Source organism: uncultured Methylobacterium sp. (assembly GCF_964242245.1).
Lineage (GTDB): Bacteria > Pseudomonadota > Alphaproteobacteria > Rhizobiales > Beijerinckiaceae > Methylobacterium.
In genome coordinates this window covers 1-21979 of record NZ_CAXTBY010000070.1, presented here as the reverse complement: position 1 = coordinate 21979, position 21979 = coordinate 1, and the positions used below count along the sequence as shown (strand labels likewise).

The following is a 21979-nucleotide window of genomic DNA, read 5'->3' as shown; positions in this document are numbered from 1 at the left end:
GGGAGAGGGAAGGAGCCGTGCTTCAAATCCCGGCGTACCACTCGTAGCCGCGGTCCTCCCAGTAGCCGCCGTGGCCCTGGCCGATCGCGGAGAGCGCATCGACCACTTCGATCCGCATCACGTACTTGGCCTGCTTGTAGCCGAGTTGCCGCTCCAGCCTCAGTCGCAGCGGCGCGCCGTTCGAGACCGGCAGCGCTTGGCCGTTGAGATCGTAGGCCAGCAGCGTCTGCGGGTGGAAGGCGTCGGTGAGGTCGATGCTCTCGTAGTAGCGGATCGGCGTGCGCCTGTCGGCCGGCTCCTCATCCGGGGGTGCGGCATCGCCTCCGCCGCCCCAGGCATCCGCGCCATTGCCGGCCGCCGCGAGGTGGCGCACCGCGGTCGGGTTTTCCGGTCGCAGGAGCGCCCCGTCGCCGCCCCCTTCGAGGCCGCCGCCGGCGTATTCCAGGGTGTCGGCGCAGTGGAACACGACGTAGCGCGCCTGCGGCCTCAGCCCGGCCCGGTTCAGCACCTCGGCGAGCGGTACGCCGGTCCACGTGCCGATGCAGCTCCAGCCCTCGACGCAATCGTGCCGCGTCGTCTGCGTCCGCGCGGGCAGACCGCGCAGGTCCGCAAGGCTGAAGGAGTGCGGGCGCTCCACGAGGCCACCGACCTCGAGCTTGAATTTCGCGAAGTGCTTGGCGGCGAGCGCCTTGTAGGCCCGGTCGGGAGGATCGATCGTCCCGTTCGGCTTGAACGTCGCCGAGATGGCCGAGTCCGGGAACTCCTGCGCCAGCGAGGCCGGCGTCAGCAGGAGGCGCTGCACGAAGAGGTTGGCGTCCTCCCCGAGCTTCAGGGTGCGCGGGCCGTAGGACGAGGCCGCGAACCGGTCGCACCCGCCGAGGAGGGCGGCGCCCGTAAATCCTGCGGCCGCAGTGAGGAAGCGGCGGCGATGCGGAGGTGTGATCATCAGCGGCCCCTTCCCGCATCGGCGTCCGGCGCCTCGATCGCGAACCAGCCGGTGACCATGCCGCGCATGTTGTTCCAGAAGCCTGAGACCAGCACCAGCACCACGTGCACGATGACGAACAGTACCAGCAGGTTGGCCACGATGAAGTGGATCGTGCGCGCCGATTGCCGGCCGCCGAACAGCGTGGGCAACCACGGCCACGCCGCATTCAGGCCCGGTGACATCGCCAGCCCCGCGAGCACCATCGCCGGCAGCAGCACGGCGATGACGAGGAGGTAGGTCAGCTTCTGCAGCACATTGTAGCGCTTGGCCTCCTCGCCCTTGGGGAAGTGCAGGGTGAGGTGCTCGCGCACCGAGCCGCCGAGATCGCGCATCTGGTCGCCGTCCGGGATCACGCGGCGGCGCAACTGCCCGGTCGCGAGTCCGTAGGCGAGGTAGATGACCCCGTTGATCACCAAGGCCCACGCGAACAGATAGTGCCAGCGCCGCCCGGTGGCGAGGTCCTGACCCGAGGGCAGCGTGCTCCAGGCCGGGAACGCCCGGTCGGTCTGCGTGCCCTGCTCGGTCGACAGGCCGAGCCAGCCGGTGGTGTCGAAGGTGTGGCTGCCCACCGTCACGACGCCGCGCGGCTCGCCCCTGGCGTCGGTGTCGCTCGTGATCGCCAGCGCCGGCGCGTCGAAGGTCGATGTCGAGCCCCAGTACAGGGCCGGGTGCGCGTTGAAGATCTGCAGGCCGCTCATCAGCAGGATCAGGAGCGTGACCGCGTTGAGCCAGTGCGCGAGGCGGATCACGACGGGGTGCCGGTAGATCGTCTCGCGGCGGACCGGCGCGGGCTGCGCGTCCGTCGGGATGACTTGGGAGGATGCCAAGAGTCTGTGCTCGCCTTCGATGCGGAATGGACGCGTCTTCGCCGCGTCACCGCCACCGGTTACGTATCGCCGGGGCCGAAAGTTGCCAGCCGATGGCGGAGGCCTGAAGGCCGCAGACGATCGGGGATGCGGGATCGCGCCGCTTGCCGCCGCATGGGCTGCGACCTATCACCTGCGGCCAGCATGAGCCAGCCGACGCCTTCGAGCTACCCGCACCGCCACCTGCTCGGCATCGAGGGCCTGACGCGCCCCGAGATCGAGGGCCTGATCGACCGGGCGGACGCCGCCGTCGCGATCTCGCGGCAGGTGGAGAAGAAGCTGTCGACGCTCCGCGGGCGCACCCAGATCAACCTGTTCTTCGAGCCCTCGACCCGGACGCAATCCTCGTTCGAGCTCGCCGGCAAGCGGCTCGGGGCGGACGTGATGAACATGTCGGTCGCCTTCTCCTCCGTGAAGAAGGGCGAGACGCTCATCGACACCGCCGCGACGCTGAACGCCATGCGCCCGGACATCATCGTGGTGCGCCACCACGCCGCCGGCGCCGTGCACCTGCTCGCCCGCAAGGTCGATTGCGCGGTGGTCAACGCCGGCGACGGCGCCCACGAGCACCCGACGCAGGCGCTGCTGGACGCGCTCACCATCCGCCGCAACAAGGGCCGGATCGAGGGGCTGCGGATCGCGATCTGCGGCGACGTGCTGCACAGCCGCGTCGCCCGCTCGAACCTCATCCTGCTCCAGGCACTCGGTGCCCGGGTGCGGGTGATCGGCCCCTCGACGCTACTGCCCGCGGGTATCGCGCGCTTCGGCGTCGAGGTGTTCACCGACATGCGCAAGGGGCTTTCCGGCTGCGACATCGTGATGATGCTGCGCCTCCAGCGCGAGCGCATGAACGGCTCCTTCGTGCCCTCGGTGAAGGAGTACTTCCGCTACTTCGGGCTCGACGCCGAGAAGCTGGCGCTCGCGGCGCCCGGCGCCCTGGTCATGCATCCCGGGCCGATGAACCGCGGCGTCGAGATCTCGTCCGAGATCGCCGACGGCGCGCAGTCGCTGATCCGCGAGCAGGTCGAGATGGGCGTCGCGGTCCGGATGGCGGTGATGGAGGCCCTGGCCTCCCACCTGCCGAACGCGTGATGGCCATGCCCGCAAGACCGCTGCTCCTGGCCAACGCCTCGCTCCTCGACCCGGCCACCGGCCGCGACGGCCTCGGCCACGTCCTGATCCGCGACGGCCGCATCAGCGACATCGCGTGGGGCGCTGCCCCCGGCGCACCGGAGAGCGTGCAAACTATCGATTGCGCTGGCCACATCCTCGCCCCTGGCCTGATCGACCTGCGCGCCTTCGTCGGCGAGCCGGGGGCCGAGCATCGCGAGACGCTGGCGAGCGCGAGCGCCGCGGCGGCGGCCGGCGGTGTCACGACGCTGGTGTGCATGCCCGACACCAACCCGGTGATCGACGGGCCGGCCATCGTCGATTTCGTGCTGCGCCGCGCCCGCGACACGGCCTGCGTCAACGTCCTGCCGGCGGCCGCCATCACCAAGGGCTTGGCCGGCCACGAAATGACGGAGTTCGGGCTGCTCCAGGAGGCCGGCGCCGTGGCCTTCACCGATGGGCTGAGGGCGGTGAAAAACGCCCAGGTGATGCGCCGCGCCATGAGCTACGCCCGCGATTTCGGCGCGCTGCTGATGCAGCACGTCGAGGAGCCCGACCTCGTCGGCGAGGGCGTGATGAACGAGGGCGAACTCGCCTCGCGGCTCGGGCTGATGGGCATCCCGCGCGAGGCCGAGACGGTGATGCTGGAGCGCGACCTCCGCCTCGTCCGGCTCACCGGTGCGCGCTACCACGCGGCGATGATCAGTTGCGTCGATTCGGTGGAGATCGTGCGGCGGGCCAAGGACGACGGCCTGCCCGTCACCTGCGGCGCCTCGGTCAACAACCTCGTGCTCAACGAGGGCGACATCGGCCACTACCGCACCTTCTGCAAGCTCTCGCCGCCCCTGCGCGGCGAGGATGACCGGCAGGCCCTGGTCGCCGCCCTGAACGCGGGGGTGATCGACGTCGTCGTCTCCGATCACAATCCGCAGGACGTCGAGACCAAGCGCCTGCCATTCGCCGAGGCCGCCGACGGCGCCCTCGGCATCGAGACCCTGCTCGGCGCGAGCCTGCGGCTCGTGCGCTCCGACGACGTGTCGCTCGCGCGCCTGCTCGCGGCGCTCACCGAGAACCCGGCGCGGGTCCTCGGCCGCACGGAGGGGCGGCTCGCGGTCGGCACGCCGGCCGACCTCGTGCTGATCGACCCGGACGTGCCCTACGTCCTCGACAAGCGCACCCTGAAGTCGCGCTCGAAGAACTCGCCCTTCGACGAGGCCCGGATGCAGGGCGCCGCCGTGCTGACGCTCGTCGGCGGCCGCATCGTCCACCGCTCCCCCGACCTCGCGGGCGCCGCGTGAGCACGGTAGACCTGTCCTGGCCGGTCGTGCTCGCCGGTCTCGCGCTCGGCTACGCGCTGGGCTCGATCCCGTTCGGGCTGATCCTGACCCGCGTGGCGGGCCTGGGCGACGTGCGGGCGATCGGATCGGGCAACATCGGTGCGACCAACGTCCTGCGCACCGGCCGCAAGGGGCTCGCCGCCGCGACGCTGCTCGGCGACGCCCTCAAGGGGACCGCCGCGGTCCTGATCGCGAAAACCCTCGGAGAGGGCCCGGCGCTGGCCGCTGGCCTCGGCGCGTTCCTCGGGCACCTGTTCCCGGTCTGGCTCGGCTTCCGGGGCGGCAAGGGCGTCGCGACCTTCCTCGGCGTGCTGCTGGCCCTGAGCCCCCCGGCGCTCGCGGCCTTCGCCGCGATCTGGCTCGGCCTCGCCTTCACCCTCCGGTACTCCTCGCTGGCCGCGCTCGCGGCCTCGGCCGCGACCCCCATCGTCCCGTGGGCGCTCGGCCGGCCGGACAGGGCCGGGCTCTTCCTCGTGCTCGGCCTGCTGCTATGGTGGCGGCACGCGCCCAACATCCGTCGGCTGATCGCGGGCACCGAGGGGCGCATCGGGCAGAAGGGCTGAACCGCCGGCCGCGTCGGTCGGACGATCGTCCTCGGAGGCGGCATGCAGCTCACCGACGCGCAGCGGACCGATTGGCTCCGGCTGATCCGCTCCGAGGGCGTCGGCCCGCGGACCTTCCGCAGCCTGATCAACCGGTTCGGCGGTGCCGGTGCCGCCCTCGACGCCCTGCCCGACCTCACCGCGCGCCGCGGCAGGCGCATCGTCCTGCCGACGCGCGGCGAGGCGGAGGCCGAGATCGCCGCCGCCGCCCGGCTCGGCGCGCGGATCGTCGCCCTGGGCGAGGCGGAGTATCCGCGGCTCCTCCAGGCTGCCGATTCCGCGCCGCCGCTGATCGCGCTCCGGGGACGGGCTGACCTGCTCCTGCGCCCGGCCGTGGCCATGGTCGGCTCGCGCAACGCCTCGGCTGCCGGCCTCGCCTTCACCGAGCGGCTGGCGCGGGGCTTGGGCGAGGCCGGGCTCGTCGTGGTCTCGGGGCTCGCCCGCGGCATCGATGCCCGTGCCCACAAGGCGGCCGTGCAGACCGGTACCGTCGCGGTGCTCGCCGGCGGCCAGGACAGGATCTATCCGGCCAACCACGCCGGCCTCGTCGATGCGATCCTGGAGGCGGGCGGCGCGGTGCTCGCCGAGATGCCGATGGGCTGGGTGCCGCGCGGGCGCGACTTTCCCCGCCGCAACCGCATCATCTCCGGGCTGGCCTACGGCACGGTGGTGGTCGAGGCGGCCCGGCGCTCGGGATCGCTCATCACCGCCCGCTTCGCGCTGGAGCAGGGCCGCGAGGTCTTCGCCGTGCCGGGCTCGCCGCTCGACCCGCGCGCGGAGGGCACCAACGACCTGATCCGCCAGGGCGCGACGCTCGTCGCCGAGGTCGACCACGTGCTCGCCGTCGTCGCCCCCCTGGTCGAGCGGGGCGGCGATCCTGACCGCGGCCCGGCGCCGTCGCGACCCGAACTCGCCGACGCACCGGTGTTCTGGGACGAGATCGACTTCGACGGCGAGGCGATCCCGATGCTCGCGCCGCGGCTCGACGCGGCGGCGCCGGCCGAACCGGAGGACGACCGCGCCCGGCTCATCGGCGCGCTCAGCCCGACACCGATCGGCACCGACGAACTGGCCCGGAGCACGGGCCTGCCGGTGCGCCTCGTGCAGACCACGCTGCTCGAACTCGAACTCGACGGCCGGATCGAGCGCCACGGCAGCGGGACGGTGTCGCTGATCCGGTGATCGTCCCGCCCCTCAGCAGGGATCGTCATCCTCCGACTCCACCAGCCCGCGCATCCGGTCGAGGCAGCCTTGCAGGATGTAGGCGGCTGCGAGCTTGTCCACGAGCTGGCTCCGGCGCGCGCGCGAGGTGTCGGCCTCGATCAGGGCGCGGGTGACGACGGCGGTCGAGAGGCGCTCGTCGTAGAACAGCACCGGCAGGTCCAGCAGCGGCTTGAGGTTGCGCACGAACGAGCGCGTCGACTGCACCCGCACGCCCTCGCTGCCGTCCATGTTGAGCGGCAGTCCGATCACGAGGCCGCCCACCGCGTGCTGCGCGCACAAGGTCTTGAGGCGGGCGACATCCGGCGTGAACTTCACCCGCCGGATCGTCTCGAGGGGCGAGGCGATCTGCCGGCCGAGGTCGGACAAGGCAAGCCCGATCGTCTTCGTGCCGAGATCGATCCCGATCAGGCGCGGCCCGCCGCGGGAGCCTTCCGCGAAGGCGCGCAACGCGTCCGTATCCATCGGGTCCCGCCCTTCGTCCGAAAAGCCTTAAGCGAGGTCTCCCGCCCGCGCCAGCACGGCCTCCTCGATGCCCTCGAAGGTCGCGGGCAGCGGCGGCGTGCCGTCGCCGAGGATGTCGAGGATCGCCAGCGACTGCGTGCGCCGGAGGAGCGCGTCGAGGGTGTCGCCGCCGAAGCGGATGGTCTCGAGGTCCGCGGCCATCACCCAGATCGGGTACTCGCCGGTGCCGTATACGTCCCAGAACAGGAAGCTGCCGTCCGCCCCCTCGCCGAAGAAGCAGGCGCGGTCGAGCCGCGTCAGGTCGCCGTCCTCGATGTCGAAGCGGTGCGGCGCGCCCGGTCCGGCGAGCCGCTCGATCGCCGCGCCGATGCTGTCGGCGATCAGCCTCGCGCGAGTCACGAGGTCGGCGGCCTCGCAGGGCACCGGCGTGGCGATGCGGAAGTGGCCGTTGGCGAGGCCTGCGCCGCAGGCGCGGCAGAAGCTCCGGTACGAGTCCGGCAGGGCAAATCCCAGCTCGGCCTCGGCCCGCGCGAGTTCGGCCTCGCTCGATCGGGCGCCCGGATGCAGGCTCGCGAACACCTCGTTCCACATCGCGTCATCCACAGCCGTTAACCGCATCGCGAGGTCGACGTGGCGCGGGGTGGAGCGGTTCCGGCATATGCGTGGTTAAGGTTCCGTTAACGCTCGCCACAGGGGCTCCCTTGACCGCCATCGCTTCGCGCACCCTGCACGTCCGCCGTCCGTCGATGCCGCGCCGGCACAGGCTGATGCTGCTGGCCGCCTTCGAGATCCTGGTGTTCGGCTTCGCGCAGGCCGAGTTCCACCCGGTCCGCCCGGCCGGCATCCTGATCGAGACGACGGTGACGCCGAACCACGTCGTCACCTGAAGCCGTCCGCGCGTTGCGGCTGCGCGAAGGCCGGTGCTATAGCGCGCCGACCTCGATCAACCCGCCGCGCGCCGACAAGAATTCGGCGCCGGCAGGAGGCCTGGATCAGGACGAACCCCCGGGTAGCACGAAGGCACCATGTCGGTCGACGCGAACACAGTCCGGCGCATCGCGCACCTCGCCCGCATCGCGGTCGCCGAGGACGAGGTCGCCCCGCTCCAGGGTGAGCTCAACGCGATCCTCGCCTTCGTCGAGCAACTGGGTGCCGTCGACGTGAGCGGCGTCGAGCCGATGACCTCGGTGACCCCGATGGCCATGAAGAAGCGCGCGGACCTCGTCACCGACGGCGGTCGCGCCGTCGACGTGGTGGCCAACGCGCCCGAGACCGAGGATCACTACTTCCTGGTGCCGAAGGTCGTCGAGTAGGAGGCCGGTGCCCCTGACGACGATGCCCGCGAACGGGTAGACCCGCCCCTCGCGGCCGGATGGCCGAGGACGAACAGCGTGACGGAACTCAACGAACTCAGCCTCGCCGAGGCGCGCGACGGGCTCAGGGCCGGGACCTTCTCGGCCCGCGAACTCGCGCAGGCGCACATCGCCGCGATTGCGGCGGCGCGGGCGCTCAACGCCTACCTGCTGGAGACGCCCGACCGGGCCCTGAGCATGGCCGATGCCGCGGACGGCAGGATCGCCAAGGGCGAGGCCCGCCCCCTGGAAGGCCTGCCGCTCGGCATCAAGGACCTGTTCTGCACCCACGGCGTCACCACGACGGCCGGGTCGAAGATCCTCGAAACCTTCGAGCCGCGCTACGAGTCGGCGGTCTCGGCCAATCTCTGGCGCGACGGCGCGGTGATGCTGGGCAAGCTCAACCTCGACGAGTTCGCCATGGGCTCGTCGAACGAGACCAGCGCCTACGGCGACGTGGTCTCGCCCTGGCGCCGACGGGGGTCCGAGGCGCGGCTCGTCCCCGGCGGCTCGTCGGGCGGCTCGGCGGCGGCGGTGGCGGCCCGCCTCTGCCTCGGGGCGACGGCGACCGACACGGGGGGCTCGATCCGCCAGCCGGCGGCGTTCACCGGCACGGTCGGGATCAAGCCGACCTACGGGCGCTGCTCGCGCTGGGGCACGGTGGCCTTCGCCTCCTCCCTCGACCAGGCGGGCCCGATCGCCCGCACTGTGCGCGACTGCGCGATTCTGCTGGGCTCGATGGCGGGGCCGGATGCCCGCGACACCACCTGCGCCGATCTGCCCGTGCCGGACTTCGAGGCGGCGGTCTCGCGCGGCGTGAAGGGCCTGACCATCGGCATCCCGAAGGAGTACCGGGTCGAGGGCATGCCGGCCGAGATCCAGAAGCTCTGGGACCAGGGAGCGGCGTGGCTCAAGGATGCCGGCGCCGCCATCCGGGACATTTCCCTGCCGCACACCAAGCTGGCACTGCCGGCCTACTACATCGTGGCGCCGGCCGAAGCCTCCTCGAACCTCGCCCGCTACGACGGCGTGCGCTACGGCCTGCGGGTGCCGGGACAGGACATCGCAGGGATGTACGAGAACACCCGCGCCGCGGGCTTCGGCCGCGAGGTGAAGCGCCGCATCATGATCGGCACCTACGTGCTTTCGGCGGGCTACTACGACGCCTACTACGTCCGCGCCCAGAAGATCCGCACCCTGATCAAGCGCGACTTCGAGGCGGCGTACGCCGCGGGCGTCGACGCGATCCTGACGCCGGCGACCCCGTCCGCCGCCTTCGGCATCGGCGAGAAGGCCTCGGCCGACCCGGTCGAGATGTACCTCAACGACGTGTTCACGGTGACCGTGAACATGGCGGGGCTGCCCGGCATCGCGGTGCCGGCCGGCCTCGACGGGCAGGGCCTGCCGCTGGGCCTGCAACTGATCGGGCGCCCCTTCGACGAGGAGACGCTGTTTGCCGCCGCGCAGGTGATCGAGGAGGCCGCGGGCCGGACCGCCCTGCCGAGGGCGTGGTGGTGACGGTTCCTTATTACCCCTGGACCGTCTGGATCTGGGCGGGCCTCGATCCGGTTCTGATCGGTCTGTGCCTCTATCTCGGCTGGACCGCGACGCAGTTCGGCAAGCTGTTCATCGCCGCGATCATCGGGCTGGCGGTCTCCGTGCTGGTCTCGTGGGCCGTCACGGCGATCGGCGTGCCGTGGCCCGCGCCCGTCAGCCACGATGGGCCGACCTTCTTCCCGGTCCGCACCCTCGGCGCCTTCCTCTGGGCGCTCGCAGGTTTCTCCGCGCGGCGCGTGCTGCGGCCGAGCGTCTGATCGCTGTCGCGAGCGCGTCGGGTGGGTCGTCGCTTGGACGGGCGCTCCCCGAAGGTGCGGGCTATGAAGGCCGTTCACGCATCCCTGCGGCGCCCTCCGTCGCGGCGCATCGCGAAATAGGCTTCGCGTGCCAGGATGATCCGGCACGGGCGATGGCGGCGGACGCGGACTGGCGCCGGGACCTGGACGGCCGGCTGCGGCCGTTCCTGACGGCCCCACCACTTCACCGCAGCCAGAATCCGGGATGAGACGCCCCTGGAGCGGGCGCTCCTGACAGACGCCGCGTCCGGTCAGGGCGCGGCCGCCGCGAGTTGGCGCCCGGCTTCCAGGAAGCCCTGCGGATCGACCGGCTCGCCGTCGACCCGGGTCTCGTAGTGGAGGTGCGCGCCGGTGGAGCGCCCGGTCGAGCCGACGTGGCCGATCAGGTCGCCCGCGCGGACCCACTGTCCCGGCCGCACCGCGAAGCGGGCGAGGTGGGCGAAGCGCGTGACGACGCCGTGGCCGTGGTCGATCTCCACCATGTTGCCGTAGCCGCCGGCCGGTTCCGCCGCGACGACGCGGCCGGGCGCGGTGGCGAGGGCCGGCTCACCCATTTCCGCCCGCAGGTCGAGGCCGGTGTGCAGGGCCGGCCCCCGCGTGAACGGGTCGAGCCGCGTGCCGAAGCCGCTCGCGATACCGCGCTCGACCGCGACCGGCCGGGCGAGCGGCAGGCTCGCGGCGAGCCGGCGGAGGCTCTGGGCTTCGCTGACCGCCCGCTCGGTCGCGGCCAGCGTCGTCGCGAACGGTCCGGCTTCCGCCGGAACCAGCGGACCGCCGAGACCCGCCTCGGGCCGCGCCTCGAAGCGCGTCGGATCGAGGCCGGTCCGGCCGATCGTCCGGCGCAGGCGCGCGAGGTCGCGTCCGGTTCGCGCGGTGATCCGGTCGAGGCTCAAGGCCTGGGCTGCCGCGAGGCCGTCGAGGCGCCCGTCCAGGGCCGCCAGCCGCAGGCCGGTCTCGCGGTCGCTCCGCCGGCCGGCCGGGGCCTCATCGGCCCCGCGCAGGCCGAGGGCCGGCATCGGGATGGTCGGACGGGACGGGAGCGAGCCGGTGACCGGCGGCCCGGCGCCGTCCTCGATCGGGCCGGTGAGGCCGGCGAGCGCGGCCTGCCGCCGTTCCAGTTCGCCCTGCCGCTCGATCAGGCCCGCGAGGCGCGCCGCGACGGCATCCTGCGCCTGGACGCGCTCGGAGCCGCCGCGGTCGAGGCGCATCTGCATGTCGAGCAGGCGCGCCTCGTAGGCCGCCTGCATCGCGCCCTGCCGCGCGACGAACCCGGCGAGCAGGTCGTCGTGAAACAGCAGCAACCCGGTCGCACCGGCGGCCCACAGAATCGTCGCCGCGAGGGCGGCCGCGAGTAGGCGCACCCCGAAGTTCTTGGCACGCAAGGTGTTGGCGGACGAAAGGCGGCTCATCTGCATCCGGACCGATGCCCAGGCCGCCATTCAGCGCCGACAGGGTTAAGGAACCGGAAAATCGAGCCTCCCGTGCTGGACGGGCTTCCGCCCAGGATACGTCCGGCGCGCCGCGGCCATCAGGGCAGGGCGCGGGCGGCCTCCAGCACCTCTTCGGCGTGGCCCGGCACCTTCACCTTCGGCCAGACCCGGGCGATCCGTCCCGCGCGGTCGAGGAGCATCGTCGTGCGCTCGACGCCCATGTATGTCTTCCCGTACATGCTCTTCTCGACCCAGACGCCGTAGGCCTCCAGCATCGCCTTGGCCTCGTCCGACGCGAGGGGGAACGCGAGGTCGTACTTGGCTCGGAACTTGTCGTGGCTCTTGACCGGGTCCGGCGAGATTCCGATCACCCGCGCGTCCGCCTCGGCGAAGGCGCCGAGCAGGGCGTTGAACCCTTGAGCCTCCAAGGTGCAGCCGCTCGTGTCGTCCTTCGGGTAGAAGTACAGCACGATCTTGTGACCGATGAGGTCCGCGAGCGCGACCGTCGCGCCGCCGGAGCCGGGGAGGGTGAAGTCGGGAGCTGCATCGCCTTGAGCGAGGGGCATCGTGCCATCCTTTCGGCCGATTGGTGGTGTCGTTGGCGCCGTGCCCGGATAGCCCGACGCCCGCGTGCCGGGCGCCCCGACCATGCCGGAACGGCTTCTTAACAGGGTCGCGTCCCAGCAATGAGCGGCCGTTCCGATCCAGGGGACGCGCCGATGCAAGGTCTCAATGCCCGAGGAAGAGGCCCGGCCCCAGGATACGGCCCAGGAGGGACGACCGCGCAAGCCGGTTCGTCGCTGGACGCGGCGGTGCCTGTGGACGGCGCTGTCGCTCGTGGTCGTGCTCGGCTGCGGCCTCGGGCTCGGGATCATGCGCCTCGCCGCGGGGCCGCTGCGCATCGACGGCCTGTCGGAGCGGGTCTCGTCCGCGCTCGCCGGCCGCATCGGCCCCGGCTGGCAGGTCAGCCTGCGCGACAGCACCCTGGAGCTCGACTCCGAGAATGCGCTGGCCCTGCGCGTCGCAGGGCTCGACATCCGCAACCCGCAAGGGGCGCTCGTCGTGCGCGCGCCGCTCGCGCTGGTCAGCATCGACACCTGGAGCCTGCTGAAGCTGTCGGTGCAGCCGCGCTCGATCGAGTTCCGCGACGTGCAGATGACGGCGCTGGTCCACCGCGACGGCTCCATCGCCTTCGCGGCCTCCGAGCCGGCGCATCCGGAGGATGCCGCGCCGCGCACGCCGCCGAGCGTCGATGCGGCCCGCGGCACGGTCTCGCCGCTGTCGGCGGCCACCGCCTCGATCTTCGGGGTGGTGCTCGATTCCGCCGGCGTCGTCGGCGCCCTGGACCGGGCCCGCATCACCGACGCGCGCCTGACGCTGCTGGACGACGATGCCCGCGAACGCGCCGTCTTCGAGCACGTCAACGGCCTGTTCGGGCGCGACGCCACCCAGGATGCGCGCCTGTTCGAACTGCGCATCGACGGTCCGCACGGGCAGTGGCGCTTCGGCGGCACGCTGCGCGAGGCGGGCGGCAGCCACCGGGCCGGCATCATCACCCTCGACGACCTGCCAGTCGCCGACCTGCTGCTCCTGTCCGGCCAGTCGAAGCTGCCGATCACCACCGACCTGAAGCTCTCCGCCCGCGCCGATGTCGCCCTCGACGGCGGCCGGATCGAGACGATGAAGGCGGCCCTGCGCAGCAGCGACGGCACCGTCCTGATCGAGGAGCGCGACTTCAACCCCATCACCGTCGAGGCCGTGAGCGCCGCGATGAGCTGGGACGAGGCGGCGCGGGTGATGACGATGGACGGCCTCGACTACCTCGGGGCCGGCAACGCGGTCCACCTCACCGGCACCTGGGTGGAGGGCAAGCCCGGCGCCGACGGCGCGTGGACCGCCACGCTCGCGAGCCGGAATGCAAAGCTGCGCGGCGCGGGAGCGCGGGACAAGCCGGTGACGATCGCGGCCATGGACGGCCACCTCACGGGCCGGGCCGGCGGCGTCGAGATCGACGCGTTCAGCATGACCGGCGAGGGTGTCCGGGGCAACATCACCGGGACCATCGGGACGACCGGGGACGACGACGGCCTCACGCTCCACGTCACGGCCACCGACAGCGAGGCGCGCACCGCCCTGCGGCTGTGGCCGGAGAACATCGCGCCGGGCGCGCGCGACTACCTCGTCGATCAACTGCGCAGCGCCCGTATCGAGGCGGTCGACATCACCGTCGACATGTCCGCCGCCGAACTCGCCGCCGCGACCCGCGGCGATCCGATGCCCGACAACGCGGTGCACATCGACTTCCGCGTCTCCGACGCGACCCTGGAAGTGTCACCGGACGCGCCGCCGCTCACGAAGGGCAGCGTGGCCGGCACCATCACCGGCCGCACGACGCGGATTCGGAACGTGACCGCCGGGATTCGCATGGCCGACGGACGCGCGCTCGGCATCTCCGAGGGCAGCTTCGTGATCCCGGAGATCACGCCGGACGCGGTCGTGGCCGAGATCGGCCTGCGCCTCGGCGGCGGAGCTGACGCGCTCGCGGCCCTGCTCCAGACCCGGATGTTCAAGGCGCTGTCCGGCGTCGATCTCGATCCGGCGACGATCAAGGGGCAGGCGGACCTGCGCGTCGCGTTTCCGCTGAACCTCAAGCACATGCCCGACCTGCCCGACCTGCCGGTCACCGTGACCGGCACGCTCTCCGACCTCTCCGTCGACAAGGTCGTCGGCAAGGACCGGCTGGAGGCCGGCCGGTTCGCGGTGAGCTACGACCGCGGGGGCTTCGCCCTGAAGGGAGACGGCCGGGTCGCGGGCGCTCCGATCACGATCGACCTGCACCAGGGCAAGGGCGGGGGTGCGGGGGAAGCCCTGGTCAACCTCACCCTCGACGAGGCGCTGCGCGCGCGCAAGGGACTGCCGATCGCCCCCCAGCTCAGCGGGCCGATCCCGGTCAAGGCGACGATCCCGATCGGCAAGCTCAGCACCAAGGCGCCGATCCGGGTGGAGGCCGATCTCCAGCGTGCCGGCATCGACGGCCTGTTGCCGGGTCTCGCCAAGGGTGCGGGCAAGGCCGGCCGCCTGACCTTCTCGCTCGTCGACACCGGCTCGGGGCTGGACCTGCGCGACATCGTGCTGGAGGCGGCATCCGCCTCGGCCCGCGGCAGCGCCTCGATCACCGTCGACGGCGCCCTGGACCGGGCCGACCTCACCAGCCTGAAGCTCTCGCCGGGCGACGACATGCGCGTCACGCTGGAGCGCAGCGGCAACGGCTACCGCGTCGGCGTCAAGGGTGCGGTGGCGGACGCGCGGCCGTTCCTCAGGGCGCTGACCGCAGCGGACGGGAAGGGCGCGCGGGAGGGAAGCCCGAAGGACATCGAGGCGGACATCGCGCTGGCCATCCTCACCGGTTTCAACGAGGAGGCGCTGACGGGCGCCAACCTCAAGCTCACCCTGCGCGGGCGCGACCTGCGCGCGGCCAGCGTCACGGGCAAGTTCCGCTCGGCGCCCTTCGCCGCGAGCGTCGCCAGGGCCGAGCGCGGCGTGCCGACGCTGGCGGTCGAGTCGGGCGATGCCGGCGCGACGCTGCGCTTCGTCGACGTGTACCGGCGGATGCACGGCGGCCGGCTCAACCTCGGCATCGCGCTCAACGACGGGCCGCAATCCGGCGTCGTCCAGATCCGCGACTTCACCCTGCGCAACGAGCCGGCGCTCGCGAGCATCACGGCGCAGGGGCCGGAGACGGTGGACACCGTCGATGCCCGGGGAGGCCGCAGGACGGTGCCGGGGCAGGGGAGCGAGGCGACCTTCGACCGCATGCGGGCGAACTTCGTCCGCACCGGCTCCCGGCTCGACTTCTCCGACGCCGCGATCTCGAACGCGGCGATGGGCTTCACCCTCTCCGGCTTCCTCGACACGGCCCGCGAGCGCACCGACATCAACGGCACCTTCGTGCCGCTCTACGGCCTCAACAACGTCGTCGCGCAGGTGCCGGTGTTCGGGCCGCTGCTCGCCGGCGGCCACAACGAGGGGCTGTTCGCCGTCAACTTCCGCGTCTCTGGCAAGCTGAACGCGCCGGACGTGAGCGTGAACCCGCTCTCGGCGGTGGCACCCGGCTTCCTGCGCAAGCTGTTCAGCGCCGGCGGAGGCGGCGCCTTCGCCGACGGCGTGCCGCCGCCGGCCCTGCAGGGCGATCGTTAGATACAGGCGGCGCTGACCCGGCACTCAAAGCGATCACGGATCGGGTCCGGAGGCGTCATCTCCAGCCTTGATCTTCGAAGTGAGGGGCCAACCATGACCGGTGCCGGACGCGCAGGTCGTCGCCTACTTCGCCTTCCGCCCATCCTCACGAGTGCGCCGATCGAAATTCGCCGATCCAATCTTCAGAGCACCGATGGCAATCACACCCATCGCCGCGATGATGCCGAGAACCTGTAGGGCGTAGTCGTAGGTCATGGCAGTCACTCTTCGGCTCGTAAAAACGTAAGTGCGACTTGTCCGATACCGTGTAAGCATTCAGCGCCGACGAGCAGAAGCCAACCCCCATTCGCCGGCACGTTGTAATGCCTGTTCGCGATCGGATTGATGAATGCCGCAGCGACCGTGACGATGGACACCGAATTGAACAGCGTCGCGATCAACTTGATCCGTTCGGTCCAACGCTTGGCACGGTGCTTCAGGTCGCCAGTCGGCATCGTTCCTGGACCTCCCTTCCCGGACGAACGCAGAGTCGTGAAGCGATGCTGAAACGCTCGCGCGATGCTCCCGCTCACGTCACCCGCAGCAGCACGTGCCGCTTGCGGCCGAACGACAGCTTGACGACGCCATCGGCCTCGAAGTCGGCCGTGCGCAGCACCGCGCGCTCGTCGGTGAGCACCACGTCGTTGATGCGCAGTCCCCCGCTCTTGATCTGGCGCCGCGCCTCGCTCGTCGAAGGGACGAGCTTGGCGTAGTCCGGGCCGAAGGCGCTGAGCACCCCTAAGCCCGCATCGATCAGGTCGCGCGAGACGGTGACGCTCGGAAGGTCCGCCGCCAGCGTCCCCTCGACGAAGGTTTTCCGCGCGGTCTCGGCTGCCGTTTCCGCCGCCTCGCGGCCGTGCATCAGCGCGGTCGCCTCGGTGGCGAGCCGCTTCTTGGCCTCGTTGATCGCCGCGCCGCCCCGGCCGCCGAGCTCCGCGATCTCGTCCATCGGCAGGAGGGTGAACAGCTTGAGGAAACGCACCACGTCGGCGTCCTCGGTGTTGCGCCAGAACTGCCAGTAATCGTACGGGCTCAGCATGCCCGCATCGAGCCAGACCGCGCCGGCCGCGGTCTTGCCCATCTTGGCGCCGGACGCCGTGGTCAGCAGCGGGCAGGTCAGCCCGAGCAGGCCCGGCACGCCCATGCGGCGGCCGAGGTCGATCCCGTTGACGATGTTGCCCCACTGGTCCGAGCCGCCCATCTGCATCGTGCAGCCGTGGCGGCGGTTCAGCTCGACGAAGTCGTAGGACTGGAGGATCATGTAGTTGAATTCCAGGAATGAGAGTTCCTGGTCGCGCTCCAGCCGCATCCGCACGCTGTCCATCGACATCATCCGGTTGATCGAGAAGTGCCGGCCGACATCGCGCAGCATCTCGATGTAGTTGAGCCGGGTCAGCCACTCGGCGTTGTCGACCATCAGCGCGCCGTTGGCCGTCTCGCCGAAGTCGAGGAACCGGGCGAAGGTCTTCTGGATGCCGGCCTTGTTGGCCTCGATCTGCTCCAGCGACAGGATTTTTCGCGACTCGTCGCGGCCGGACGGATCGCCGACGCGGGTGGTGCCGCCACCCATCAGTGCGATCGGCCGGCCGCCGGTCCGCTGCAGCCAGTGCAGCATCATGATCGACAGCAGGTGGCCGATATGCAGCGAGGCGGCGGTGCAGTCGTAGCCGACGTAGACCGTCAGCCGGCCCTCCGCGGCGGCCGCGTCGACGCCCGGGAAATCCGAGCACTGATGGACGTAGCCGCGCTCGCTCAGCACCTTGAGGAAGTCGGATTTCGGCGCGAAGGGCTCGGCGGCGTTCATTCGGGGCAGGTCCGGTTTTTCGAGCACGGGCGCACCGGCACGGGACAGCGGAACGCCCGGCGTGCTAGCGCGTCCCCTCGCGAAAGAGGCTTGGCAGGATCAGCGTGCGCCCGGTCTTAGCAGGGCGACCGGCGAAAGGCACGGGGGCGGCGATGACCATGATGCGCGCGATCGGGCTGATGAGCGGCACCTCGCTCGACGGCGTGGACGTCGCCCTGATCGAGACCGACGGCGAACGGGTCCACGTGGTCAAGGGCCACAACAACTTCCTGGAGCCGCTGGGCCCGACGGGCTACCGCGGCTATTCCGACGACGAGAAGGCCTTGCTGCGCGCGGCCACCAAGGACGCCGAGGGCGTGACGGCGCCCGGCGACCGGCCCGGCCGGCTGCCGGAGGCCGAGGCCTTCGTCACCGAGGCGCACGCCCAGGCCGTCGAGCACTTCCTCGCGGAGAACGGGCTCTCGGCCGCCGACATCGACGTGATCGGCTTCCACGGCCAGACCGTGATCCACCGCCCCGACCAGCGCATCTCGATCCAGGTCGGCGACGGGCAGGCGCTCAGCCGGCGGCTCGGCATCCCGGTGGTGTCCGACCTGCGCCGGGCCGACATCGAGGCCGGCGGCCAGGGCGCGCCGCTGGTGCCGGTCTTCCACAAGGCGCTCGCGGAGGCGTCGGGCTTCGCGGGCGCCTTCGGCATCCTCAACATCGGCGGCGTCGCCAACGCGACCCTGATCGATCGCCAAGGCGGCGTCATCGCCTTCGACACCGGCCCCGGCAACGCGCTGATCGACGAGTGGATGCAGGAGCGCGAGGGCAAGAACCTCGACGACGGCGGCCGCACCGCCGCCCGCGGGCGCGCCGACGAGCCGCTGCTCGCGTGGCTCCTGACCCACCCGTTCTTCTTCCGGCGCCCGCCGAAGTCGCTCGACCGCAACTGGTTCTCGCACAAGCTCGCGGGCCAGCTCTCGACCGAGGACGGCGCGGCGACGCTCACCGCCTTCACGGCCCGCGCCGTGGCGCGTGCCCTGGACCACGCCCCCGAGATCCCCACCCGCTGGATCGTCGCCGGGGGCGGCGCCCGCAACGGCGAGCTGGTGCGGCTGCTGAACTACCACCTGCGCGCCGAGATCACGACGGCGGATGCCATCGGCTGGTCCTCGGCCTTCCTCGAAGCGCAGGCCTTCGCGCACTTGGCCGTGCGCTCGCTCAAGGGTCTGCCGATCACCTTCCCGAGCACCACGGGCGTGCGCGAGCCGATGACCGGCGGGGTGCTGGCACGTCCCCGGGATACCTGAGGCCGCGGCGCGGTTCACCCTGCAACCGGTCCAGGAAACAGGAGTGACCGCATGAGGGACCAGCGCGCGCCGATCCTCTACCACGACGGTGTCGAGACGCCGGCCCCCGACGAGGATCAGGTGATCGGGGAGATCATCACCTCGATGACGCGGGAGAGCGAGGCGACGGCCGCCCGCTACAAGCACGCGGTGCGAGCCTCGCATGCCAAGATCAGCGGCGTCGTGATCGGCGAATTCCAGGTCCTGCCGGACCTGCCCCCGGAACTGAGCCAGGGGCTGTTCGCGCGCCCCGGCACCCATCCGGTGATCGTCCGGTTCGCGCAAGGCCCCGGCGAGATCCTGAAGGACAGCGTCTCGACCCACCGCGGCATGGCGATCAAGGTGCTCGGCGTCGCGGGCGAGACGCTGCCCGGCCACGCAGCCGACACGCAGGACTTCGTCTTCGCCACCGAGCCGGTGTTCCCGAACCCCGACGCGAGGGGATTTCTGGGCAGCATGAAGCAGTTGGAGGCCGGCACCAAGGCGCCGGAGGCGGTCAAGGCCGCCGTCTCCCAGACGGCGCGCGCCATCGACGGCGTCGTCAAGGCGGTGAAGGGCGAGAGCGCGCCGCTCCTCGACTTCTTCGGCCACCAGCCGCTGCACCCGCTGGCCGAGCCGTACTACTCGCAGGCCGCCCTGCGCTACGGCGACCACATCGCCAAGCTTGCGGCCTTCCCGGCGACGCCCGCGCAGGGCGCACTCGCGGACGAGGACCTGCATCCCGGCGACGACCCGGACGCCTTCCGCCACGCGGTCACGGCGTTCTTCCGCGGACAGGCGGCGGTGTTCGAGCTTCGCGCCCAGCTCTGCCTGAACCTCAACGACATGCCGATCGAGGACGCCTCGAAGCCTTGGTCGGAGGAGGCGAGTCCCTACCGCACCGTCGCCCGGATCGTCCTGCCGGCCCAGGACGCGATGAGCGCGCCGCGCCGGGCCTACGCCGACGACGTGCTGTCCTTCCGCCCCGCCCACAGCCTCGCGGCGCACCGGCCGCTCGGCTCGCTGATGCGGGCACGGCTGAAGACCTATCAGGCGCTGTCGAACGTCCGCCATGCGCGCAACGTCACGCCGGAGGCCGAGCCGCGCGCGATCGCGGGGGTGCCGGCCTGAGCCTCGGCTACGCGCTCCGCCGGATCGTCGAGGAGTACCCGCTCGCCCGCCTCGATCCGCCGGCCGGCCATCCGCTGGCCGCCGTGATCCGCAAGGGGGCGCCCGACGAGGTGCGGCGCGCCCTCGAACCGATCGGCCGGGGCTTCCTCGTCAAGGGCAGCCCCGGCCGAGGGCCGCACTGGGCGGCGGTGCCCTGGCTCGCGGTCTTCGACCCTGCCGTCACCACCAGCGCGACGCGGGGCTACTACCTCGTCTACCTGTTCCCGGCCCATCGTCCGGACGTCCACTTCTGCCTCGTGCAGGGAACGGTCGCCGCCATGCGCGAGCACGGCCCGCGGGCGGAGGCGTACCTGCGCCGGAGCGGCGACGCCGTGCGCGAGCGCCTATCCGACTTCGATGTGCGCCTTCCGGTTCGTGCCATCGACCTTGGTACGGCGGGACCGTTGCCCGACGGCTACGCGGCGGCGCACATCCTCGGCCTGACCTACGATCTGAACGCGCTCGGCAACGAAAGACGCCTGCATCGCGACCTCGCGATCGGCATCGAGGCCTACCGGGCCCTGAAGGCGCGCGGGGGGCTGGAGGGCTTGGGCTTGGCGTGATCGGTTCAAAGACCAGCGCGCGTCTTCCCTCATCCCTCTGCGGGGGAGGGGGATGCACCGTCGAGATTTGTGACTCCGCGGCCGCCGCGCTAGAGCACGCGAGCGATGTCCCACAACACGTTCGGCCACCTGTTCCGCGTGACCACCTTCGGCGAGAGCCACGGGGTCGCGCTCGGCTGCGTCGTCGACGGCTGTCCGCCCGGGTTGCCGCTGGAGGCCGAGGAGATCCAGGCCGAGCTCGACCGCCGCAAGCCCGGCCAGTCGCGCTTCACCACCCAGCGCCGCGAGCCCGATCGGGTGACGATCCTGTCGGGCGTCTTCGCCGACGACCGCACGGACGGGCGCCAGCTCACCACCGGCACGCCGATCGCGCTGACGATCGAGAACACCGACCAGCGCTCGAAGGACTATTCCGAGATCCGCGACAGCTACCGTCCCGGCCATGCCGACTACGCCTACGACGCCAAGTACGGGCTGCGCGACTACCGCGGCGGCGGCCGCTCGTCGGCCCGCGAGACCGCGGCGCGGGTGGCCGCCGGCGCGATCGCCCGCAAGGTCATCCCCGGCATCACCATCCGCGCGGCGCTCGTGCAGATGGGGCCGCACGCGGTCGACCGGTCGCGCTGGGATTGGGGGCAAGTCGGCCGCAACCCGTTCTTCTGCCCTGATGCCGAGACGGCCGCGTTCTACGAGGACTACCTCGACGGCCTGCGCCGGGACGGCTCGTCGATCGGCGCGGTGATCGAGGTGACGGCCGAGGGCGTGCCCGCCGGCCTCGGCGCGCCGATCTACGGCAAGCTCGACGCGGAGTTGGCCGCGGCGATGATGTCGATCAACGCGGTCAAGGGCGTCGAGATCGGCGACGGCTTCGCCTCCGCGGCGCTGCGGGGCGAGGACAACGCCGACGAGATGCGCGCCGGCGACGACGGCCCGACCTTCCTCGCCAACCATGCCGGCGGCGTGCTCGGCGGCATCTCCACCGGCCAGCCGATCGTCGTCCGGTTCGCGGTGAAGCCGACCTCTTCGATCCTGACGCCGCGGCGCACGGTCACCCGCGACAACCGCGAGGTGGACCTCATCACCAAGGGCCGCCACGACCCCTGCGTCGGCATCCGCGCCGTGCCGGTCGCCGAGGCGATGATGGCCTGCGTCCTCGCCGATCACCATCTCCGCCATCGGGGACAGGTCGGAGCCTGATCCCCGACCGCTCCGCCGCGCCGCCGAGACACACCGTGCCCCACGCCTCCGTCACCGATGCCATCGCAGCCTTCGCCCGCGGCGAGATCGTCGTCGTCACCGACGACGACGACCGCGAGAACGAGGGCGACCTCGTCGTCGCCGCCGTCCACTGCACGCCGGAGAAGATGGCGTTCATCGTCCGCCACACCTGCGGCATCGTCTGCGCGCCCCTGCCGCTGGCCGAGGCGCGGCGCCTCAACCTCGCGCCGATGGTCGCCTCGAACGACGCGCCGCTCGGCACCGCGTTCACCGTCACGGTCGACGTGAAGCACGGGCTGACCACCGGCATCTCGGCCGAGCAGCGCTGCAACACCGTGCGCGCCCTCGCCAACGGCAACATGGGCGCCGACGACTTCGTGCGCCCCGGCCACGTCTTCCCGCTGATCGCGCGGGACGGCGGCGTGCTGATGCGCTCGGGGCACACCGAGGC

Annotated in this window: 23 protein-coding genes; 14 read left to right on the top strand and 9 right to left on the bottom strand. The window is 71.7% G+C overall.

The genetic code is table 11. The annotated features are described in order from the left end of the window. Positions 1 to 22: 22 nt before the first annotated feature. Positions 23 to 946, bottom strand: a complete 924-nt coding sequence (locus ACFE8Y_RS14550; RefSeq protein ID WP_375465099.1) for a molybdopterin-dependent oxidoreductase — start codon at positions 944 to 946, stop codon at positions 23 to 25. Then, entirely contained in the window at positions 946 to 1815 is an 870-nt protein-coding gene (locus ACFE8Y_RS14545; protein WP_375465098.1) for a cytochrome b/b6 domain-containing protein, read from the bottom strand. Before ACFE8Y_RS14545 ends, ACFE8Y_RS14550 begins: the two co-directional genes overlap by 1 nt. A 183-nt stretch (positions 1816 to 1998) precedes the next feature. On the opposite strand from ACFE8Y_RS14545, the gene ACFE8Y_RS14540 reads away from it, so the two are divergent. Genes ACFE8Y_RS14540 through dprA form a run of 4 tightly spaced genes read left to right on the top strand, consistent with a single transcriptional unit; the run spans position 1999 to position 6085 of the window. After that, positions 1999 to 2946 carry an aspartate carbamoyltransferase catalytic subunit gene (locus tag ACFE8Y_RS14540; RefSeq protein WP_375465097.1) on the top strand — a complete coding sequence of 316 codons (948 nt, stop codon included), beginning with the start codon at positions 1999 to 2001 and terminating at the stop codon, positions 2944 to 2946. Between the two features lie 5 nt (positions 2947 to 2951). Further along, the gene (locus ACFE8Y_RS14535; protein WP_375465103.1) at positions 2952 to 4262 is read left to right on the top strand and encodes a dihydroorotase; all 1311 of its coding nucleotides are present in this window, start codon (positions 2952 to 2954) and stop codon (positions 4260 to 4262) included. Continuing rightward, positions 4259 to 4864, top strand: a complete 606-nt coding sequence (gene plsY / locus ACFE8Y_RS14530) for a glycerol-3-phosphate 1-O-acyltransferase PlsY (protein ID WP_375465096.1) — start codon at positions 4259 to 4261, stop codon at positions 4862 to 4864. Before ACFE8Y_RS14535 ends, plsY begins: the two co-directional genes overlap by 4 nt. 42 nt (positions 4865 to 4906) lie before the next feature. After that, positions 4907 to 6085, top strand: coding sequence for a DNA-processing protein DprA (dprA, locus tag ACFE8Y_RS14525; protein WP_375465095.1), 1179 nt, complete (start codon positions 4907 to 4909; stop codon positions 6083 to 6085). 12 nt (positions 6086 to 6097) lie between these two features. Here dprA and ruvX read toward each other — a convergent pair whose 3' ends face one another. Further along, positions 6098 to 6589, bottom strand: coding sequence for a Holliday junction resolvase RuvX (ruvX, locus tag ACFE8Y_RS14520; RefSeq protein WP_375465094.1), 492 nt, complete (start codon positions 6587 to 6589; stop codon positions 6098 to 6100). Positions 6590 to 6616: 27 nt separating this feature from the next. Continuing rightward, positions 6617 to 7180: an SMI1/KNR4 family protein gene (locus ACFE8Y_RS14515; protein ID WP_375465093.1), complete on the bottom strand. Its 564-nt coding sequence runs from the start codon at positions 7178 to 7180 to the stop codon at positions 6617 to 6619. A gap of 110 nt (positions 7181 to 7290) precedes the next feature. On the opposite strand from ACFE8Y_RS14515, the gene ACFE8Y_RS14510 reads away from it, so the two are divergent. The 4 genes from ACFE8Y_RS14510 (at position 7291) to ACFE8Y_RS14495 (ending at position 9755) form a co-directional block, all read left to right on the top strand. Further along, a complete protein-coding gene (locus tag ACFE8Y_RS14510; protein ID WP_375465092.1) occupies positions 7291 to 7476 on the top strand; it encodes a hypothetical protein in 186 nt (61 codons plus the stop codon). A 138-nt stretch (positions 7477 to 7614) separates the two neighbouring features. After that, a complete protein-coding gene (gene gatC, locus ACFE8Y_RS14505) occupies positions 7615 to 7902 on the top strand; it encodes an Asp-tRNA(Asn)/Glu-tRNA(Gln) amidotransferase subunit GatC (RefSeq protein WP_375465091.1) in 288 nt (95 codons plus the stop codon). A gap of 78 nt (positions 7903 to 7980) precedes the next feature. Continuing rightward, complete coding sequence (gatA, locus tag ACFE8Y_RS14500) at positions 7981 to 9459, top strand: Asp-tRNA(Asn)/Glu-tRNA(Gln) amidotransferase subunit GatA (protein WP_375465090.1); 1479 nt, start codon at positions 7981 to 7983, stop codon at positions 9457 to 9459. Beyond that, the gene (locus ACFE8Y_RS14495; protein WP_375465102.1) at positions 9456 to 9755 is read left to right on the top strand and encodes a hypothetical protein; all 300 of its coding nucleotides are present in this window, start codon (positions 9456 to 9458) and stop codon (positions 9753 to 9755) included. Before gatA ends, ACFE8Y_RS14495 begins: the two co-directional genes overlap by 4 nt. A 290-nt stretch (positions 9756 to 10045) precedes the next feature. On the opposite strand, the gene ACFE8Y_RS14490 is transcribed toward ACFE8Y_RS14495, so the two are convergent. Both ACFE8Y_RS14490 and ACFE8Y_RS14485 read right to left on the bottom strand, forming a co-directional pair. Continuing rightward, entirely contained in the window at positions 10046 to 11203 is a 1158-nt protein-coding gene (locus ACFE8Y_RS14490; RefSeq protein ID WP_375465089.1) for a M23 family metallopeptidase, read from the bottom strand. A 119-nt stretch (positions 11204 to 11322) separates the two neighbouring features. Beyond that, positions 11323 to 11790, bottom strand: coding sequence for a peroxiredoxin (locus ACFE8Y_RS14485; RefSeq protein ID WP_375465088.1), 468 nt, complete (start codon positions 11788 to 11790; stop codon positions 11323 to 11325). Positions 11791 to 11956: 166 nt separating this feature from the next. On the opposite strand from ACFE8Y_RS14485, the gene ACFE8Y_RS14480 reads away from it, so the two are divergent. Then, positions 11957 to 15421: a DUF3971 domain-containing protein gene (locus ACFE8Y_RS14480; protein ID WP_375465087.1), complete on the top strand. Its 3465-nt coding sequence runs from the start codon at positions 11957 to 11959 to the stop codon at positions 15419 to 15421. Positions 15422 to 15544: 123 nt separating this feature from the next. Here the strand turns inward: ACFE8Y_RS14480 and ACFE8Y_RS14475 are convergent, their stop codons facing one another. The 3 genes from ACFE8Y_RS14475 to tyrS all read right to left on the bottom strand — a co-directional run bounded on the left by ACFE8Y_RS14475 (position 15545) and on the right by tyrS (position 17264). Further along, complete coding sequence (locus tag ACFE8Y_RS14475) at positions 15545 to 15676, bottom strand: hypothetical protein (RefSeq protein ID WP_375465086.1); 132 nt, start codon at positions 15674 to 15676, stop codon at positions 15545 to 15547. A gap of 5 nt (positions 15677 to 15681) precedes the next feature. Beyond that, positions 15682 to 15915, bottom strand: a complete 234-nt coding sequence (locus ACFE8Y_RS14470; protein WP_375465085.1) for a hypothetical protein — start codon at positions 15913 to 15915, stop codon at positions 15682 to 15684. Between the two features lie 74 nt (positions 15916 to 15989). Next, positions 15990 to 17264, bottom strand: a complete 1275-nt coding sequence (gene tyrS / locus ACFE8Y_RS14465; RefSeq protein WP_375465101.1) for a tyrosine--tRNA ligase — start codon at positions 17262 to 17264, stop codon at positions 15990 to 15992. A gap of 152 nt (positions 17265 to 17416) precedes the next feature. On the opposite strand from tyrS, the gene ACFE8Y_RS14460 reads away from it, so the two are divergent. The 5 genes from ACFE8Y_RS14460 to ACFE8Y_RS14440 form a co-directional block, all read left to right on the top strand. Beyond that, the gene (locus tag ACFE8Y_RS14460; RefSeq protein ID WP_375465084.1) at positions 17417 to 18559 is read left to right on the top strand and encodes an anhydro-N-acetylmuramic acid kinase; all 1143 of its coding nucleotides are present in this window, start codon (positions 17417 to 17419) and stop codon (positions 18557 to 18559) included. 51 nt (positions 18560 to 18610) lie between these two features. After that, complete coding sequence (locus tag ACFE8Y_RS14455) at positions 18611 to 19708, top strand: catalase family protein (RefSeq protein WP_375465083.1); 1098 nt, start codon at positions 18611 to 18613, stop codon at positions 19706 to 19708. Continuing rightward, on the top strand, positions 19705 to 20310 hold the full coding sequence (locus tag ACFE8Y_RS14450) for a DUF3578 domain-containing protein (RefSeq protein ID WP_375465100.1): 606 nt from the start codon (positions 19705 to 19707) through the stop codon (positions 20308 to 20310). Before ACFE8Y_RS14455 ends, ACFE8Y_RS14450 begins: the two co-directional genes overlap by 4 nt. A 105-nt stretch (positions 20311 to 20415) precedes the next feature. After that, complete coding sequence (gene aroC / locus ACFE8Y_RS14445) at positions 20416 to 21507, top strand: chorismate synthase (protein ID WP_375465082.1); 1092 nt, start codon at positions 20416 to 20418, stop codon at positions 21505 to 21507. A gap of 35 nt (positions 21508 to 21542) precedes the next feature. After that, a partial coding sequence (locus ACFE8Y_RS14440; protein WP_375465081.1) for a 3,4-dihydroxy-2-butanone-4-phosphate synthase occupies positions 21543 to 21979 on the top strand: 437 nt, incomplete at its 3' end.

What these genes read in the sequence shown, in the direction of transcription:
- ACFE8Y_RS14550 (WP_375465099.1), bottom strand. Translation starts at nt 946, where the DNA reads ATGATCACACCTCCGCATCGCCGCCGCTTCCTCACTGCGGCCGCAGGA.
- ACFE8Y_RS14540 (WP_375465097.1), top strand. Translation starts at nt 1,999, where the DNA reads ATGAGCCAGCCGACGCCTTCGAGCTACCCGCACCGCCACCTGCTCGGC.
- ACFE8Y_RS14535 (WP_375465103.1), top strand. Translation starts at nt 2,952, where the DNA reads ATGCCCGCAAGACCGCTGCTCCTGGCCAACGCCTCGCTCCTCGACCCG.
- dprA (WP_375465095.1), top strand. Translation starts at nt 4,907, where the DNA reads ATGCAGCTCACCGACGCGCAGCGGACCGATTGGCTCCGGCTGATCCGC.
- ruvX (WP_375465094.1), bottom strand. Translation starts at nt 6,589, where the DNA reads ATGGATACGGACGCGTTGCGCGCCTTCGCGGAAGGCTCCCGCGGCGGG.
- ACFE8Y_RS14515 (WP_375465093.1), bottom strand. Translation starts at nt 7,180, where the DNA reads ATGTGGAACGAGGTGTTCGCGAGCCTGCATCCGGGCGCCCGATCGAGC.
- gatC (WP_375465091.1), top strand. Translation starts at nt 7,615, where the DNA reads ATGTCGGTCGACGCGAACACAGTCCGGCGCATCGCGCACCTCGCCCGC.
- ACFE8Y_RS14490 (WP_375465089.1), bottom strand. Translation starts at nt 11,203, where the DNA reads ATGAGCCGCCTTTCGTCCGCCAACACCTTGCGTGCCAAGAACTTCGGG.
- ACFE8Y_RS14485 (WP_375465088.1), bottom strand. Translation starts at nt 11,790, where the DNA reads ATGCCCCTCGCTCAAGGCGATGCAGCTCCCGACTTCACCCTCCCCGGC.
- ACFE8Y_RS14480 (WP_375465087.1), top strand. Translation starts at nt 11,957, where the DNA reads ATGCCCGAGGAAGAGGCCCGGCCCCAGGATACGGCCCAGGAGGGACGA.
- ACFE8Y_RS14475 (WP_375465086.1), bottom strand. Translation starts at nt 15,676, where the DNA reads ATGACCTACGACTACGCCCTACAGGTTCTCGGCATCATCGCGGCGATG.
- ACFE8Y_RS14470 (WP_375465085.1), bottom strand. Translation starts at nt 15,915, where the DNA reads ATGCCGACTGGCGACCTGAAGCACCGTGCCAAGCGTTGGACCGAACGG.
- tyrS (WP_375465101.1), bottom strand. Translation starts at nt 17,264, where the DNA reads ATGAACGCCGCCGAGCCCTTCGCGCCGAAATCCGACTTCCTCAAGGTG.
- ACFE8Y_RS14460 (WP_375465084.1), top strand. Translation starts at nt 17,417, where the DNA reads ATGACCATGATGCGCGCGATCGGGCTGATGAGCGGCACCTCGCTCGAC.
- ACFE8Y_RS14455 (WP_375465083.1), top strand. Translation starts at nt 18,611, where the DNA reads ATGAGGGACCAGCGCGCGCCGATCCTCTACCACGACGGTGTCGAGACG.
- aroC (WP_375465082.1), top strand. Translation starts at nt 20,416, where the DNA reads ATGTCCCACAACACGTTCGGCCACCTGTTCCGCGTGACCACCTTCGGC.